The sequence below is a fragment of the Entomomonas sp. E7T21 genome (assembly GCF_058693955.1).
In genome coordinates this window covers 1890238-1906351 of sequence record NZ_CP191672.1, presented here as the reverse complement: position 1 = coordinate 1906351, position 16114 = coordinate 1890238, and the positions used below count along the sequence as shown (strand labels likewise).

Genomic DNA, 16114 nt, shown 5'->3' with positions numbered 1-16114 from the left:
AGGCTAATACTACTATTGAAATCTATAAAAAATATCCTAATAGGATTATGGATGGGTTTCTTTGTTATGTACACAGCCTTTGCTTCTCCCTCTATACAACAAATAGATGAAAAAATATTCACCAATAAGTTATTAAGTATTCAAGAAACTATAGAGCCCTCTATAAAAATTGCAGAGATGCAATTACCTAGTCAAACAGGCAAAATAACAATCAGTGCTATGTTTTCAGCACAGCATGGGAGCTGGCCTTTTGAATCTTTTGCTATTAATAATCTATTCCGTGTTATAGCAACTTATCAAGCAAACCATCCCAGAATGATTACCATTAAAGGTGGCACTATCACTCTAGAGCAACTAAACAGCCATATTAATAACCGACAAGTTATTCGTCCTTTTCAAAATGGCTATTTATTAAGTTATCCATTACTTATTGAAGATGATGCGGCTTTATTATTGGAAAATACTTCCCTTTATCTCTATGGTCACTCAGGTACAGCTATTATCAATAAAGGATTACTTAGCATACAAAAAACAAACGTTGAAAGTTGGTTTGATAATAAACCTGCCTATGTCATTAATAATACTGTTTTTCGCCCTTTTATTATTAACTGGGGAGGTAGTCGTTTACAAATTATCGATTCAAAATTTGCTAAGCTTGGATATAACGCTTATCTAGTACAAGGCATTACTACTGCCATTAATAATAACCAACCTACAAAACTACCAATACAAGTTGAAATCAAAAACAGTGACTTTACTGCCCTATCCGCACTTAACTTAAAAAATGCTATAGTTTCTATTGATAATTCAACTATTAATACTTTCCAACAATATGGTGTTGATTTAATAGACAGTCAATTTAATATTACTAATAACAAAATTCAGGCTATAAAAAACAATAGTGGTATTCGTGCTCAAGGTAATATACAAGGCATTATTGAAAACAACGCTATTTTAACTGTTAATAAGTCTGCCATTGAAGCACAGCAAATATCAGGAAACTTAGTTATTCGTAAAAATATCTTAGCTAAAGATAGTCGTCATGGTGTGCTACTAACAGAAAGTAATGCTAATGTACTAATAAAAGATAATCTATTTACTAAGCTTACAGGTACTGCCATTGAATCCAATCAGTTTTCTGGTTCTGCCTATATTTTAGATAATACTATTCAAGATATTCCTGAATATGCAGTGAGTTTCAGAAACTTAACAAAACAAGAAAATGCTAAGTTGGTATTTTATAATAATAAGATCACCAAGGTAAGCAAACCAATATTACGAACAATAGGTATTGGTAATGTTTCATTAGGTCATAATAAGTTGCTAGGTTCTCAACTCTATCAAAACTTATTAATTGGTGATTTACTACCTATCCAAGGAGCCATCTTAGAGGCAACACAAAAATATGATTGTATTGTAGAAGTTAATACTTTTTCATCTACTAAAAGCAATATAAATTTTCAAGCATGTAAATAACACCATGTACTTAACTTAAACAGCTACTCTCTTTTTTGCTCTAAAAACTGAACCATCTTAAGCTTAATACCTGTTTTTCAATCAGTTTCCTAATAAAGACTATTGAATTGTTCTCATTATTTAATATTCTGATAATCCTGCACGGAATCGAACAACTAAATCAGATAACTGCTTTAAACAAATTTCAGCATCTTGTAGGGTATCTAAGCTATTTTCTAGGTGCTTTGTAGGAATAATATTAGCAGATGGCTTTTGTGCTATGGCAGGATTGAACAGTTCTTGCCATGCTTGATCTATTAAGCTTAAAAAGCTGCTGGAATCTTCTAATAAAGTAACTAATTCATTCAGTTCTGGACTAGGATTTTGTTCCACAAATGTTGTAGTTAAAAATCCTTTAATAGATAGAGGTTGGTTTATCAGTGGAAAGCGATAGTAACTAGCTATTTCATTGTACAACGCCCAACAAGAACCATATAAATGAAAAACTATTCGTTCTTGGAAGGCTTTAATAATAGCTACATTAGTGGAGGGTGAGTCTATAGCTGCCTGCCAATCGGCTAATGTTAATTTTACAAAATAAATTTTTTGATTAGTTATTGTATAAGGTTCATTTGCCATAAATATAGTTAATCAGCTAAATAAAAAAGTAGGTTAATTAGTATAACCTACTTGTTAGTTATTGATTAAATCTTAAATAATCTATTTAAACCATCAAATGCTGCTACCCGATAAGCTTCCGCCATTGTTGGATAGTTAAATGTATTATTGATAAAGTAACGTAGATTATTTTGTTCACCTGGCTGATTCATAATAGCTTGTCCAATATGAACAATTTCTGAAGCTTGATAACCAAAACAGTGAACACCTAAAATTTCTAAAGTGTCTCGATGGAATAAAACTTTTAACACTCCTGCTGTTTGATTAGCAATTTGAGCACGCGCCATGCTCTTGAAGAAAGCTTTTCCCACTTCATAAGGCACTTTATCTTTAGTTAATTCTTGCTCTGTTTTACCCACACAACTAATTTCTGGGATAGTATAAATGCCTGTAGGAACATCATCCACATAACGACCACTACCTTCTTCTGCTATATTAGAGGCAGCCGAACGCCCCTGATCGTATGCTGCGCTAGCTAAGCTAGGCCAACCAATAACATCACCAGCCCCATAAATATGAGGAATTTCTGAACGATAGTTCTCATCCACATGAATTTGACCACGACTATTGGCTTTTAAACCAATATTTTCTAAGCCTAAGCCATCAGTATTACCTGTTCTACCATTGCTCCATAATAAAGCATCTGCTTTAATTTTCTTACCCGATTTCAAGTGTAGAATTACACCATGCTCAATCCCTTCAATCTTTTCATATTCTTCATTATGACGAATCATCACATTAGAGTTACTAAAGTGGTAACTTAAAGAATCGGATATTTCTTCATCTAAATAGCTTAATAAGCGATCCCGATTATCAATTAAGTCAACAAGCACCCCTAAGCCACTAAAGATCGACGCATATTCACAACCAATCACCCCTGCTCCGTAAATAATTAAGCGACGTGGGGTATGATTTAATTTTAAAATAGTATCACTGTCATAAATACGTGGATGATTAAAATCCACATCAGCAGGACGATAAGGACGAGAACCTGTTGCTATAATAATTTCTTTAGCAATTAAGCGTTCTACAGTACCTGAATTACAAGAAACTTCTACCGTATGATCATCAACAAAACGACCTTGCCCAAAAAACACAGCAATACGGTTACGCGCATAATAACCTGTACGAGAGTTTACTTGACGATCAATAATTTTTTGAGCATTTTTAAGCACATCAGGAAAAGAAAACCAACGTGGCTCACCAATCGCACGAAACATAGGATTAGTATTGAAATCCATGATTTGCATAACTGAATGACGTAATGCTTTTGATGGAATTGTCCCTAAATGAGTACAACCACCACCAACCACACCTCTATTTTCAACTACGGCTACTTTTTTGCCTGCCTTACATGCATTAATAGCAGCCCCTTCACCTGCTGGACCACTGCCTAGCACTACAACATCAAAGTTATAAATCATGTCTTTTCCTTTATTACCGCTTGCTAATTATTCTAAATAGCTATTCTTGTTAATTACAGACCAACAATCATTTCAATTGTTCAGTAAAGAACTTTAAAAATCCCACTATTATAAGCGATTGTTCATATTTTAGTTTGAAAAAATAATGTTCCGTATCTCTATTTACGCAACTGCATTCCTGCTAGATAAATAGCTTCTCCCTCCAGATGAACAAGCTCTGCCGTTTTTAATGGCAATGCAAAATGTTGACTTCCCTCTGTCAATAATGCAGCCAAAACGCCTAATAAAGGTTGATGACTTACAATCAGTATATTTTTACCCTCATAACTATCTAGTTTTTTTATCACTAATTGAGCATTATCATCAGGTGTAATCCAATCAACTTCCTGTATTTTACCCTTATAGCCTATTGTTTTACAAACAAGCATAGCAGTTTGAATGGCTCGTTTGTATGGGCTATGCAAAACAATATCAATAGGTACATTTTGTAATTTTTGTGCAGAGATTAATACTTCTTGTTCGCCATGTTCAGTTAGATTGCGAGCGGCATCTGTTGTTATTCTGAACTCAGCTTCACCATGTCTTAATAACCAAAGATTCATTGTTTATCCTTTGTTAATAATGTTTACATATATAAATCATTTCAGATTGTATTAATCTATTAGATATTACATAAAAACAGTATAATACATTTAACATTTTATTTTAGGCTTTTTCATATGATACCCTTTTCAGTTCTTGATTTATGCCCAATCCTCCAAGATGGTAATTCAGCACAATCATTTGCAGACTCGGTTGAACTTGCACAACTGGTCGAAAAACTTAATTTTAAACGTTTTTGGTTAGCTGAATTTCATAACTCAGCCAGTCATGCTAGTGCTGCTACTTCTATAATTATTAGTCATATTGCGAATGCTACAAATCATATTCGAGTAGGTTCAGGTGGTATCATATTACCCAACCATTCGCCCTTAATTATTGCCGAACAATTTGGTACTTTAGCTACCCTTTATCCTAACAGAATCGATTTGGGAATAGGTCGTGCACCTACCGCAGATCCTATCATAGCAGACGCATTAAGACGGGATTTAGAAACAGAATTAGATACTTTTCCTGAAGATTTAGTAGAGCTTAGGTACCTATTACAACCTAAGCAAGACAATCAAAGTCTTGTTGCTATACCTGGAGAAGGAACAAAAGTTCCTATGTGGCTACTTGGATCAACATTGTTTAGTGCTGGCCTATCAGCTAACTTAGGAATGCCCTTTGCTTTTGGCTCTCATTTTGCTCCAGATTTTCTAATGCCAGCTTTAGCACTCTATAGAAGTCAATTTCAATCTTTAAATGAGCTTACTAAACCTTATTGTATGGCTGCATTAGTGGTGGTTGTGGCAGAAACTGATCAGGAAGCACAATATCAATTTTCATCACTACAACAACAAATAGCTGCTCAACAACGTGGTAAATCGATTCCTTTACCGCCACCTTGTAAAGATATTACTAGTATTTGTAATAATCAAGAACTTGAAAATGTTAATCGTAGTTTAACAGAAGCTATTGTTGGCTCACCAGATACTGTTAAATATAAGCTACAACAGTTTATTGATAAGACTCAGGTTGATGAATTAATAATAACTTCCCGTATCTATGATCGTGAAGCAAGACTATACTCATTCACCAAAATAGCTGAAATTCGTGATTCTCTATAAAAGAGTTAAGATTATGGCAAACTCTATTCAAAAAATAATTATCTGTTTTAGTTTTGTGAGCATAACGACACATTCACTAGCAGAAATTGAGTTTATTGACCTATATAATCGCTCTCCAGAAGAAATTGCACCTGTTATTAATAATAACTTTCCGAACATACCTGTTAGTAAATACGGTAACCAATTAGTAATTAATGGTACCTCAAGTGAAAACCAACAAATTAGAGAGATGGTAGCGCAATTAGATACTCCTGCCCGTCGACTTCTTATCACACTTGATACAGGCGACAATAGCCAATCCAGCCAACAAAGTTTACAAACAAGAGGTCATATTCAGTTAGGCAGTAATAACTCTATTCATGGACGAGCCCGATTCGAACAAAGAAATACTATTAACAATAGTAACTCCATTAAACAACTAATGGTTAACGAAGGATCACCCACGATGATTCAGGTTGGACAAGTTATTCCTGTTAACTACACAGTACCTGATCGTTATGGTCGTCCTATAATGGCTACGCAATATCAAGAAGTTATGCAAAACTTATATGTGACTGCTCAAGTAGTAGGTCAACAGGTTTTTGTTAATGTAAACAGTCAAAATGATCATGTTTCACAAACCACAGGTAATATTAACCAACAAGCAATTAATACGCGCGTATCAGGATCATTAGGTAGTTGGATTACTATTGGTTCCTTACAAGATAGTAATAACTATAATAGTCAAGGCATCACAGGTTACTCTCAACGCTCAGGCGCTAGCAATACAGCAATACGACTCAAAGTTGATTTGGCAAATTAAATTTTACATAAATTTATGATGTCGTTTTTTCTCAGTTTCTGCCATAATATTTGACTACATTAACTCCTGCGAACTTAGTAATGTTAGAAATCTTTCAGAATACTAGTGCTTGGCTGCTAATCGGCTTATTTTTTGCCCTTCTTTTTGTTTTATTCTTTGAGTTTATAAATGGTTTTCATGATACAGCTAATGCTGTAGCGACAGTTATTTATACTAACTCCATGCCAGCCAAGACAGCTGTTATCATGTCTGGTATTTTTAATTTTCTAGGTGTATTACTAGGTGGTGTTGGGGTTGCTTATGCTATTGTTCACCTACTGCCTGTTGAATTATTGGTAGATTCGCACTATGGATTAATCATGGTGTTTTCTATTGTAGCCTCTGCTATTGCTTGGAATTTAGGTACTTGGTATTTTGGTATTCCTGCTTCTAGTTCGCATGCTTTGATTGGTTCAATACTTGGTGTGGCTTTAGCTAATGCAGTGCTTAAAGATATACCTATAGGCCAAGGGGTCAACTGGCAGAAAGCCATTGATATTGCCATTTCACTCGTGGTATCACCACTGGCTGGTTTTGCCATGGCTGGCATCTTGTTATTACTTTTAAAGTTTCGTTTCCCTAAATCTAAAATGCACCAAACGCCTGAAAAAAGAAAAGAAGTTAAGGCAAAAAAGAAACCTCCTTTCTGGAATCGTGTTGTACTGATCTTATCAGCTATGGGAGTTAGCTTTGTACATGGCTCCAATGACGGCCAAAAAGGTATTGGTCTGGTTATGTTAGTATTGATTAGCTTTGTCCCTCAATACTTCGTACTAGACCTTAATAGCTCAACTTATCAGATAGAAAAAACACGCGACGCAGCACTTCACTTAAATAACCTTTTTGTACGTAATCAAGAAAAACTCTCTCCAATCTTATCGCTTAATATTCAATCAACACCATTGAATGATGAGTTTAAATGTACTCCCAGCGTGACAGGGACTATATTTCATGATTTAAACAAAACACTATCAGGCATTAGAGATTATAAATCGCTTACTGATGAACAACGTGTGTTAACTCGTCACTATATTCTTTGTATTGATGATATCGCTAAAAATGTAACAAAAACTTCTATTTTAAATGCTGAAGATAATGGCAATGTCACTCGCTTACGTAACGATTTACGCTCTACCACTGAATATGCACCTTTATGGGTAATTTTTGCAGTTGCATTAGCCCTTGGCACTGGTACAATGATTGGATGGCGACGTGTCGTATTTACTGTAGGTGAAAAGATTGGTAAACAAGGCATGACTTATGCCCAAGGTATGTGTGCCCAAATTACAGCGATTATAGCGATTGGTGCAGCTAACTTATTTAGCTTACCTGTGTCTACTACTCATATTTTATCTTCTGGTGTTGCTGGTACTATGGTAGCCAATAAATCAGGGCTACAAAAAGCAACTGTTGTTAACATTGCACTGGCATGGGTATTAACATTACCTGCTGTTATTGTTATGGGTGCTGTGTTCTTTTGGATTAGCTCTCTTTTCATATGACACTTAGCCTTTTAGAGTATATAATTCGTCAGTTTTAAGTAATGTAAAAGAGCTTTGGTTTGAAACAAACAACAGAAGAAAACTCATTATTATCTTTAAGCTTTTGGCGACAACAAGCCATAGCAAGATCTTTAGAAGTACTACTTATTATATTAGTGCTTGTAGGTGTTTATTGGCTTTTAACATTGTTAACCTGTAATCCTAATGACCCTACCTTTAATAAAACTGCTAGTTATATTGAAATAAATAATATTGGTGGTATTACAGGCGCAAAAACAGCTAGTCTTTGTTTCTTTTTATTTGGCTATATCGCTTATCTGCTTCCTATTTTATTAATCGCTAAGTCTGTACAGATTTTTTATCATCGTAAACAGATCAATCTTAAAAATTTTTGGCTAATTGGATATCGTCTTTTAGGTTTACTATTAATCATTTTTAGTAGTTGTATTCTAGCGCACCAACATTTTGCCACTAATAATATTTTACAATCCGTTGGTATAGCAAGTGGTGGTGGTATTATTGGGGACTCTATTGGAACATTATTCCTATCCTCGCTATCAAACCAACTATCAACTTTAATCTCTTTATTGTGCTTTTGTGTTGGCTTAACTGTTTTCTTACAGTTTTCTTGGCTTAAACTCGTTGATTTTGTTGGTAAGTTTACTATCGATCTGTATGAGCTATTAGCAATTAAACTAAACCAATGGTGGCAAAAACGTTCTGATAAAAAGCAGATTAGACGTAATCTACGCGATGTTGATGATCAAATTAATGAAGTAGTAGCGCCTGTTGTTGCTGATAAACAAGAACAAGAAAAAATTCGTGAAAATCTCATTAAACGCCAAGAGTCTTTGGCAAGTTATATGAGCAAGCAAGAAGAGCGGCCTGCTGTTAAAGTAAATAAACCAATACCCACTAAAATAGCTGAACCCAGTAAGCGTGTTTTAAAAGAAAAACAAGCGCCTCTTTTTGAGGATTCTGGCGATCCCTTACCACCCTTCTCTCTACTTGATCCTGCTGAGAAAAAACAACGTAGTTTTTCTGCTGAATCCTTAGAGGCTATGTCTCGTTTACTTGAAATCAAACTTAAAGAGTTTGGTGTAGAAGTTACTGTAGTAGATGTGCATCCTGGCCCTGTGATCACTCGCTTTGAGATTGAGCTTGCACCGGGTATCAAAGTCAGTCGTATCTCAAATTTAGCTAAAGATTTAGCGCGCTCACTGGCTGTATTAAGTGTGCGTGTGGTAGAAGTTATTCCAGGTAAAACTACTGTAGGTATTGAAATACCTAATGAAGACCGACAAATTGTACGTCTTTCTGAAGTCATTACATCAGAAGCTTATGACCAGCAAAAATCACCTGTTACCCTAGCATTAGGCCAAGATATTGGTGGCGAACCCGTTATTACTGATTTGGCTAAAATGCCTCATTTACTAGTAGCAGGTACTACTGGTTCAGGTAAGTCTGTAGGCGTTAATGCCATGATTCTCTCTATTCTGTTCAAATCCACACCTGAACAGGCTAGATTAATTATGATTGACCCAAAAATGCTAGAACTTTCAATCTATGAAGGTATTCCTCACCTACTCTGCCCTGTCGTGACTGATATGAAAGAAGCAGCCAACGCATTACGTTGGTGTGTGGCAGAAATGGAACGCCGTTATAAATTAATGGCAAAAATGGGTGTTCGTAATATTGCTGGCTATAATCGTAAAATTAAAGATGCTTTGGAAGCTGGCGAAGGTATTGAAGATCCATTTTATAAACGTGAGTCAATGGATGATGAACCACCATTACTAGAGCATCTTCCTATTATTGTCGTTGTAGTAGACGAATTTGCCGATATGATGATGATTGTGGGCAAAAAAGTAGAAGAACTTATTGCTCGAATTGCTCAAAAAGCTCGTGCCGCTGGTATCCATTTAATTCTAGCAACACAACGGCCATCAGTAGATGTAATTACGGGTTTAATTAAAGCCAACATTCCTACTCGTATGGCTTTCCAAGTGTCTAGTAAAATTGACTCGCGCACTATTCTAGATCAAGGTGGCGCTGAACAACTACTAGGTCATGGTGATATGCTGTACTTACCACCAGGTACTGGTCTACCTGTGCGTGTTCATGGCGCATTTGTTTCTGATGATGAAGTGCATCGTGTAGTAGAAGCATGGAAACAACGCGGTGAACCTGATTATGAAGAAGCTATTTTAAACGGCATTGAAGAGTCCAATGGCTCCTCAGATGGTAATGGTGACAGTGGTTCTACTGAAGATGATGACCCACTTTATGATGAGGCTGTACGTTTTGTTACAGAATCGAGACGCGCCTCTATTTCATCTGTGCAAAGAAAGCTTAAAATAGGCTATAACCGTGCCGCTCGGATGATCGAGGCAATGGAAGATGCAGGTGTTGTAACTGCAATGAGTTCAAATGGCTCACGGGAAGTGTTAGCACCACCTCCTGTCCGTGATTAATAGGATACTTAATGAAAATTTTACGTGCTTTCTTTTTTACTGCTATCACCCTTTTTGCTTTTCATAATGTGGCAATGGCAGCAACTGAACAACAAAGTATTAACGAACTTTCTAAACTACTTGATCAAGCAAAAAGTATGACAGGGAATTTTACCCAAGTCACCTTAGATGCTACAGGTACTCGTTTACAAGAAACAAATGGTGAGTTAGTACTTAAAAGACCAGGTTTATTCCGCTGGCATACCAGTGCCCCACAAGAACAATTATTAATTTCTGACAACCAAAAAATCTGGTTATATGATCCTGATCTAATGCAATTAACCATTCAAAAGATGGATCAACGTATGAGTCATACCCCTGCTCTACTTTTATCTGGCAATGTTTCAGAAATCCAAAAGAACTTTAAAATCTCTTCTAAAACAACAGGTAAATTACAATCTTTTGTATTAGTGCCTAAAGATAAAGAAAGTTTATTTAATAGCCTAACCCTAACCTTTAACGATAAAACTGTTAATGGTATGCAGTTAGTGGATAATGTAGGACAACGTACTAATATTACCTTTAAAAATATTAAAATGAATGTACCTGTTGATAGCAAACTATTTAAGTTTGATCCACCAGAAGGTACTGACGTTATCGAAGAGTAAAGATGGATCTATTTGCAAATGCAACTTCACCTGTTCAACCACTTGCTGCTCGATTAAGAGCAACTAATCTAGATGAATATGTTGGACAGGAGCATTTGCTTGCTCATGGTAAACCATTAAGAGATGCCCTAGAACATGGGGCATTACACTCCATGATCTTTTGGGGGCCTCCAGGAGTTGGTAAAACCACCCTCGCTAAACTGCTAGCTAATGTCTCTAACGCTCATTTTGAAACCCTTTCAGCAGTGTTGTCTGGTGTTAAAGAAATTCGCCAGGCAGTAGAAATTGCCAAACAACAGTTAGCTTACGGCAAACCTACCCTACTCTTTGTAGATGAAGTACATCGTTTTAATAAAAGCCAACAAGATGCTTTTTTACCTTATATTGAAGATGGTACGTTTATCTTTATTGGTGCTACCACTGAAAATCCTTCTTTTGAACTAAACAACGCACTACTTTCTCGTGCTCGTGTCTATGTATTAAAACCTTTAGATGAACCCGCATTAAAAAAACTAATCAAAAGAGCCTTAACAGAAGAAAAAGGCTTGGGTAATAGACAACTCACATTGCCTGAAGATAGTTTACAGCTACTTTTAACAGCCGCTGATGGTGATGGCCGTAGAGTTCTTAACTTACTAGAAAATGCTGCTGATTTAATAGAAGACGGTGGCACGATTACTACACAGTTATTACAAGACTTACTTACCAATAGCTTAAGACGCTTTGATAAAGGTGGCGAAGCTTTTTATGATCAAATTTCAGCCCTTCATAAATCAGTGCGTGGCTCAAATCCTGATGCGGCACTTTATTGGTTATGTCGTATGCTTGATGGTGGCTGTGACCCACTATATTTAGCTCGCCGCATTGTGCGTATGGCTAGCGAAGACATAGGTAATGCTGACCCTAGAGCACTAAACCTATGTTTAGCCGCATGGGAAGTACAAGAAAGGTTAGGCAGTCCAGAAGGTGAGTTAGCACTGGCACAAGCTGTTGTATATCTAGCTTCTGCCCCTAAAAGTAATGCTGTTTATATGGCTTATAATACAGCTAAAAGAGCAGTTAAAGAATATGGTTCGCTTGATGTGCCATTACATCTACGCAATGCTCCTACTAAACTAATGAAAGAGCTAGGTTATGGTGATGAATATCGCTATGCCCACGATGAACCTGATGCTTTTGCAGCAGGTGAAGACTACTTTCCAGAAGAAATAGAACCCCAACAATTCTATTACCCAACACCTCGTGGTTTAGAAGCTAAAATTAAAGAAAAATTGGCTTACTTAAGAGAGCTTGATAAAAATAGCCCCAAAAAACGACGTAAATAGTATTCAAAAATCATAATACATCACTACTATTAACATTATTATCATTAATGATGGGGCAACAAAATTAAAAAATAGGATCGTTTTAGCAATCTCACTACCTTTATTTAAATTAATTTTTCTAATATCTAGCCACATAACTCTTATTAAAGAAGCAACAAAACCACATATTCCAGTATATTCCAGTAACAATCATGCCTAAATAAAACCAATATATCTCAAACCCACTTCTAGAATATAATACCAAGAAGAAAGTTAATAAATTAGTTAAAGCAATAGCAACAATGGTTATAAATAACACTAATAAATAATTTAATTGATATAATCGAATATAATAATGAAAAATACTACCTAAAAGAATGGCTGGTAATGTACAAACTCCCATTAATACTAACCATATTACAAAAAACTCAATCATTACTTTTACCCTAAAAACCTACTATATTTGTTATAGCAATTATTAGTTAGTTTTATGAAATAATGATGAGTTTTATATGGAGATTTAATAGAAATAATGGCTAAGAATGCTATAAATAGCAGTAACTCTTGATTTAATACTGTTTTAATAGATATCGATTAACAAATGATTTGTAAATAATTATTATACAGAGCGTTTATATGATACAAGAATTTAACCCTTATCAACCACCTACTACCAATACTATTAAAATTAATCCTAACGGCGAGTACTGGGCTGAAGGAAAGTTATTAGTAATGCCTATAGGACAAACTGAGTTACCTCATAGATGTATATACTGTAATAAACCTATAACTATACTCAAAAAGAAAACATTTTATAAATCTACTTTACAATTTCCATTTTTAAAAATAGTTCCTTTGCAATTTGGCTTCTGTAGTAGCCATAGAATACAACGAATAATAAAGTTTTTCTTAGGATGGATATTATTTTTCGGCAGCTTTATTTTAATTAGCATTAATAATTATTTTTCTAAATTTGGAGTTTTATTATTGTTTATCGCTATTATTTCCCTAAGTAATATGTCATATATATTAATAGTAAAGAAGATTAAGAATGGTTTAGTTTATATCAAGAAATGCGGTAAACCTTTTTTAAATAGCCTACCTAAGAATAGTTGATAAGAGTTTAGTTTAGTAAAACTATCTGCGAACTTACTAGTTTGCAGATAACACCTCTAAAGTATATGGATAATAATAATCGCTATTACCACACATTGTTCTAAAGGTAATTCCCTTCATATAAAACTTATATTTACCTGTTTTTTCTGGAATACCTTTAAGAATCCAACTATAGTGATCTCTATGCTCTGCTGACTCTTTGTCATCGTTTTCAACCATAACTAACTCTAACCCTGCAGGTAATTTATCCTGCTTAGTATCTAATACCCAACGCATATAGGATTGATCTTGTGGATATTCAAGCACAAATTCGTAATACTCACCTATTTTAGCCTTTGGTAATACTTGAGTTTCTAATGTTTTATCCCAAGTTAATGCTTGATTAGTACCACAAACTATGACAAACATTGCCTCACAACCTGTACCAGTCAATATCATTAATATCACTGGTATTATTTTTAATTTATTGATCATCCTCCTAATCTTTAAGTTAGCTTATCACCAATAAATAAAACTGTTTAGCAAACTCATCTACCTTATTCCAATTGGTATAACTATAGTTTTGCTTTATATCGTGGTTTTTCTCACCACCTAATCGCATAATTAAGCGAATCATTGTTCGATCAAACCAACCATATTTTGGATAGTATAGTGCCCCTGCAAATACACCCTTTAAATTAGGTTGCCATTGTACTTTTTGGAAAAGTTTACGTACATACAGACTACCCTCTGGAGTATCCTTACCCACTTTCCTTGCTGTTACACAAACACAAAAGAAAGCAGTTTTTTTACTATTTAATAACTGTGTATTTTGTTGAATAAATTGTATTAACGGTTTTCTAAAATGGCCATAACGAATCGAGCCACCAATTAATATTGTTTCATAATCGTCTAGATTTATAGGCAGTGCTTCTTCAATATTGTAAAGATCATAACTTATCTCTGGTGACTGTGCAGTAAGATGCTCAGCTATCTTTTCCATTATTGTTAAAGTCTGTCCTTCAACAGTTGAATAGAGTAATAATGTTTTTTTCATCATGTATTAAAATCTTTGTTAAATTTCTTCTGTATAAGTATATACATCTACCCAGAAGAAAGGGATCTCTGACCAATTTTGTCGTTTAGTTACTAAAGTTTCATCTGAACCCATTGTAATATAATAAGTTATATTAGTCTTTGGATCTTTATATTCACCTTCATTTTTGCTATACCCTGCTTTTCTAATCTTATCAATAGGTTCCCAGATACAACATACAAAATAAAGGCTTGGCATATCAAAGTTCTTTATAAGATATTGTTCGATTACAGCAGCTTGCTCTCCTGTAACTTTATAAGTAGCAACAGCGGGCTTAGCTTGTTTATCATGTTTCACTTCACAATATTGAAATACTAGATTGTTCGGCTTATGATTAAATATAGCTAAAAAATCATCACATTGAGATGAAACTGATTTATTTTGGTTAGAAGAGGAAGAGCAACCTATTAAAAAAACCATGATAATTAATAAACTATAATTAGTTAATTTCATTTTAAATCTTTGAAACGTAATAAATAGAACAGATATTACATTATCCACTAGCATAAGATAAACCTTTTTCATTTTGTTAACTTATCTTTATAATGAGTAGTTATTTTTATACACTATCTTCTAATACTTAATTAATCTATTGAGACAGAATAATGCTTGATTCAAAATTGGTAAGAACCCAACCTCAAGAAGTAGCTAAACGACTAGCAACACGTGGTTTTACCCTTGATGTGGAAAAAATTGAAGCGTTGGAAGAACAACGTAAAACGGTACAAATTAAAACTGAACAGTTACAAGCTGATCGAAACTCACGAGCAAAAGCTATTGGTCAAGCTAAACAACGTGGCGAAGATATCATACCACTATTAAATGAAGTTGATCAATTAGGCACTGATCTTGAAAGTAGTAAACGTGAATTAGAGGCTATTCAAGCTGAATTAGATAATATCTTATTAAATATCCCTAATCTTCCTGATGAAAGTGTACCTGTAGGTGCAGATGAAGATGATAATGTTGAAGTCAGACGTTGGGGTACGCCAAGAACTTTTGATTTTACAATCAAAGATCATGTAGATTTAGGTGCCAAATATGGTTGGTTAGACTTTGAAGCAGCAGCCAAACTATCTGGCGCACGCTTTGCCGTACTTAGAGGCCCTATTGCTAGATTACATCGTGCTTTAGCTCAATTTATGATTAATCTACATACCTCTGAACATGGTTATGAAGAAGCTTATACACCTTATTTAGTACAAGCAACTGCTTTACAAGGAACAGGTCAATTACCTAAATTTGAAGAAGATTTATTTAAATTACCTCGTGAAGATGCAGCTGACCTATATATGATTCCTACGGCTGAAGTTCCTTTAACTAATTTAGTGGCAGGAGAAATTTTAGACGCTAAACAGCTACCTATTAAATTAGTGGCACACTCTCCTTGTTTCCGTAGTGAAGCAGGCGCATCAGGTAAAGATACCCGTGGCATGATTCGCCAACACCAATTTGATAAAGTAGAAATGGTGCGTATTGTTGAACCTGCAACTTCTATGCAAGCATTAGAAGAATTAACCGCTAATGCTGAAAAAGTATTACAGTTATTAGAACTACCTTATCGTGTTATTACTTTATGTACAGGTGATATGGGCTTTGGCGCAGTAAAAACCTATGATATTGAAGTATGGGTCCCTAGCCAAGATAAATACCGTGAGATTTCTTCATGTTCTAACTGCGGTGATTTCCAAGCGCGTCGTATGTTAGCACGTTATCGTAACCCAGAAACTAATAAACCAGAATTAGTACATACCCTTAACGGTTCAGGTTTAGCAGTAGGTCGTACTTTAGTAGCGGTATTAGAGAATTACCAACAAGCTGATGGCTCTATTGTAGTTCCTGAAGTATTAAGAGCCTATATGGGTGGTATTGAGGTAATCAATTAATTT

At 34.9% G+C, this 16114-nt stretch carries 15 protein-coding genes; 9 read left to right on the top strand and 6 right to left on the bottom strand.

The annotated features are described in order from the left end of the window. Positions 1 to 66: 66 nt before the first annotated feature. Complete coding sequence (locus ACQVD9_RS09260) at positions 67 to 1476, top strand: right-handed parallel beta-helix repeat-containing protein (RefSeq protein WP_264745756.1); 1410 nt, start codon at positions 67 to 69, stop codon at positions 1474 to 1476. Positions 1477 to 1596: 120 nt separating this feature from the next. Here ACQVD9_RS09260 and ACQVD9_RS09255 read toward each other — a convergent pair whose 3' ends face one another. The 3 genes from ACQVD9_RS09255 to sixA all read right to left on the bottom strand — a co-directional run bounded on the left by ACQVD9_RS09255 (position 1597) and on the right by sixA (position 4159). Next, positions 1597 to 2094, bottom strand: coding sequence for a DUF6586 family protein (locus ACQVD9_RS09255; RefSeq protein ID WP_264745755.1), 498 nt, complete (start codon positions 2092 to 2094; stop codon positions 1597 to 1599). A 65-nt stretch (positions 2095 to 2159) separates the two neighbouring features. After that, complete coding sequence (gene sthA, locus ACQVD9_RS09250; RefSeq protein ID WP_264745754.1) at positions 2160 to 3557, bottom strand: Si-specific NAD(P)(+) transhydrogenase; 1398 nt, start codon at positions 3555 to 3557, stop codon at positions 2160 to 2162. Between the two features lie 158 nt (positions 3558 to 3715). Then, complete coding sequence (sixA, locus tag ACQVD9_RS09245; RefSeq protein WP_264745753.1) at positions 3716 to 4159, bottom strand: phosphohistidine phosphatase SixA; 444 nt, start codon at positions 4157 to 4159, stop codon at positions 3716 to 3718. Positions 4160 to 4276: 117 nt separating this feature from the next. Between sixA and ACQVD9_RS09240 the strand changes: the two genes are divergently transcribed. The 7 genes from ACQVD9_RS09240 (at position 4277) to ACQVD9_RS09210 (ending at position 13150) form a co-directional block, all read left to right on the top strand. Beyond that, complete coding sequence (locus ACQVD9_RS09240) at positions 4277 to 5266, top strand: LLM class flavin-dependent oxidoreductase (RefSeq protein WP_264745752.1); 990 nt, start codon at positions 4277 to 4279, stop codon at positions 5264 to 5266. 13 nt (positions 5267 to 5279) lie between these two features. Next, positions 5280 to 6068, top strand: coding sequence for a secretin N-terminal domain-containing protein (locus ACQVD9_RS09235; RefSeq protein WP_264745751.1), 789 nt, complete (start codon positions 5280 to 5282; stop codon positions 6066 to 6068). Positions 6069 to 6148: 80 nt separating this feature from the next. Beyond that, a complete protein-coding gene (locus ACQVD9_RS09230) occupies positions 6149 to 7609 on the top strand; it encodes an inorganic phosphate transporter (protein WP_264745750.1) in 1461 nt (486 codons plus the stop codon). A gap of 59 nt (positions 7610 to 7668) precedes the next feature. After that, positions 7669 to 10083, top strand: a complete 2415-nt coding sequence (locus ACQVD9_RS09225; RefSeq protein WP_264745749.1) for a DNA translocase FtsK — start codon at positions 7669 to 7671, stop codon at positions 10081 to 10083. A gap of 11 nt (positions 10084 to 10094) precedes the next feature. Next, on the top strand, positions 10095 to 10730 hold the full coding sequence (lolA, locus tag ACQVD9_RS09220) for an outer membrane lipoprotein periplasmic chaperone LolA (RefSeq protein ID WP_264745748.1): 636 nt from the start codon (positions 10095 to 10097) through the stop codon (positions 10728 to 10730). A gap of 2 nt (positions 10731 to 10732) precedes the next feature. Next, positions 10733 to 12055: a replication-associated recombination protein A gene (locus tag ACQVD9_RS09215; RefSeq protein ID WP_264745747.1), complete on the top strand. Its 1323-nt coding sequence runs from the start codon at positions 10733 to 10735 to the stop codon at positions 12053 to 12055. A 615-nt stretch (positions 12056 to 12670) separates the two neighbouring features. Next, positions 12671 to 13150 carry a hypothetical protein gene (locus tag ACQVD9_RS09210; protein ID WP_264745745.1) on the top strand — a complete coding sequence of 160 codons (480 nt, stop codon included), beginning with the start codon at positions 12671 to 12673 and terminating at the stop codon, positions 13148 to 13150. 36 nt (positions 13151 to 13186) lie between these two features. Here the strand turns inward: ACQVD9_RS09210 and ACQVD9_RS09205 are convergent, their stop codons facing one another. From ACQVD9_RS09205 to ACQVD9_RS09195, 3 genes are read right to left on the bottom strand one after another with little or no spacing between them, the layout of a single operon-like run. After that, positions 13187 to 13624, bottom strand: a complete 438-nt coding sequence (locus ACQVD9_RS09205; protein ID WP_264745744.1) for a hypothetical protein — start codon at positions 13622 to 13624, stop codon at positions 13187 to 13189. A gap of 16 nt (positions 13625 to 13640) precedes the next feature. Continuing rightward, positions 13641 to 14189 (bottom strand): menaquinone-dependent protoporphyrinogen IX dehydrogenase, encoded by a 549-nt coding sequence (gene hemG, locus ACQVD9_RS09200; protein ID WP_264745743.1) that lies wholly within the window; start codon positions 14187 to 14189, stop codon positions 13641 to 13643. A gap of 15 nt (positions 14190 to 14204) precedes the next feature. Next, positions 14205 to 14678 carry a DUF4952 domain-containing protein gene (locus tag ACQVD9_RS09195; RefSeq protein WP_264745742.1) on the bottom strand — a complete coding sequence of 158 codons (474 nt, stop codon included), beginning with the start codon at positions 14676 to 14678 and terminating at the stop codon, positions 14205 to 14207. A gap of 152 nt (positions 14679 to 14830) precedes the next feature. Between ACQVD9_RS09195 and serS the strand changes: the two genes are divergently transcribed. After that, positions 14831 to 16111, top strand: a complete 1281-nt coding sequence (gene serS, locus ACQVD9_RS09190) for a serine--tRNA ligase (RefSeq protein WP_264745741.1) — start codon at positions 14831 to 14833, stop codon at positions 16109 to 16111. Positions 16112 to 16114 lie beyond the last annotated feature (3 nt).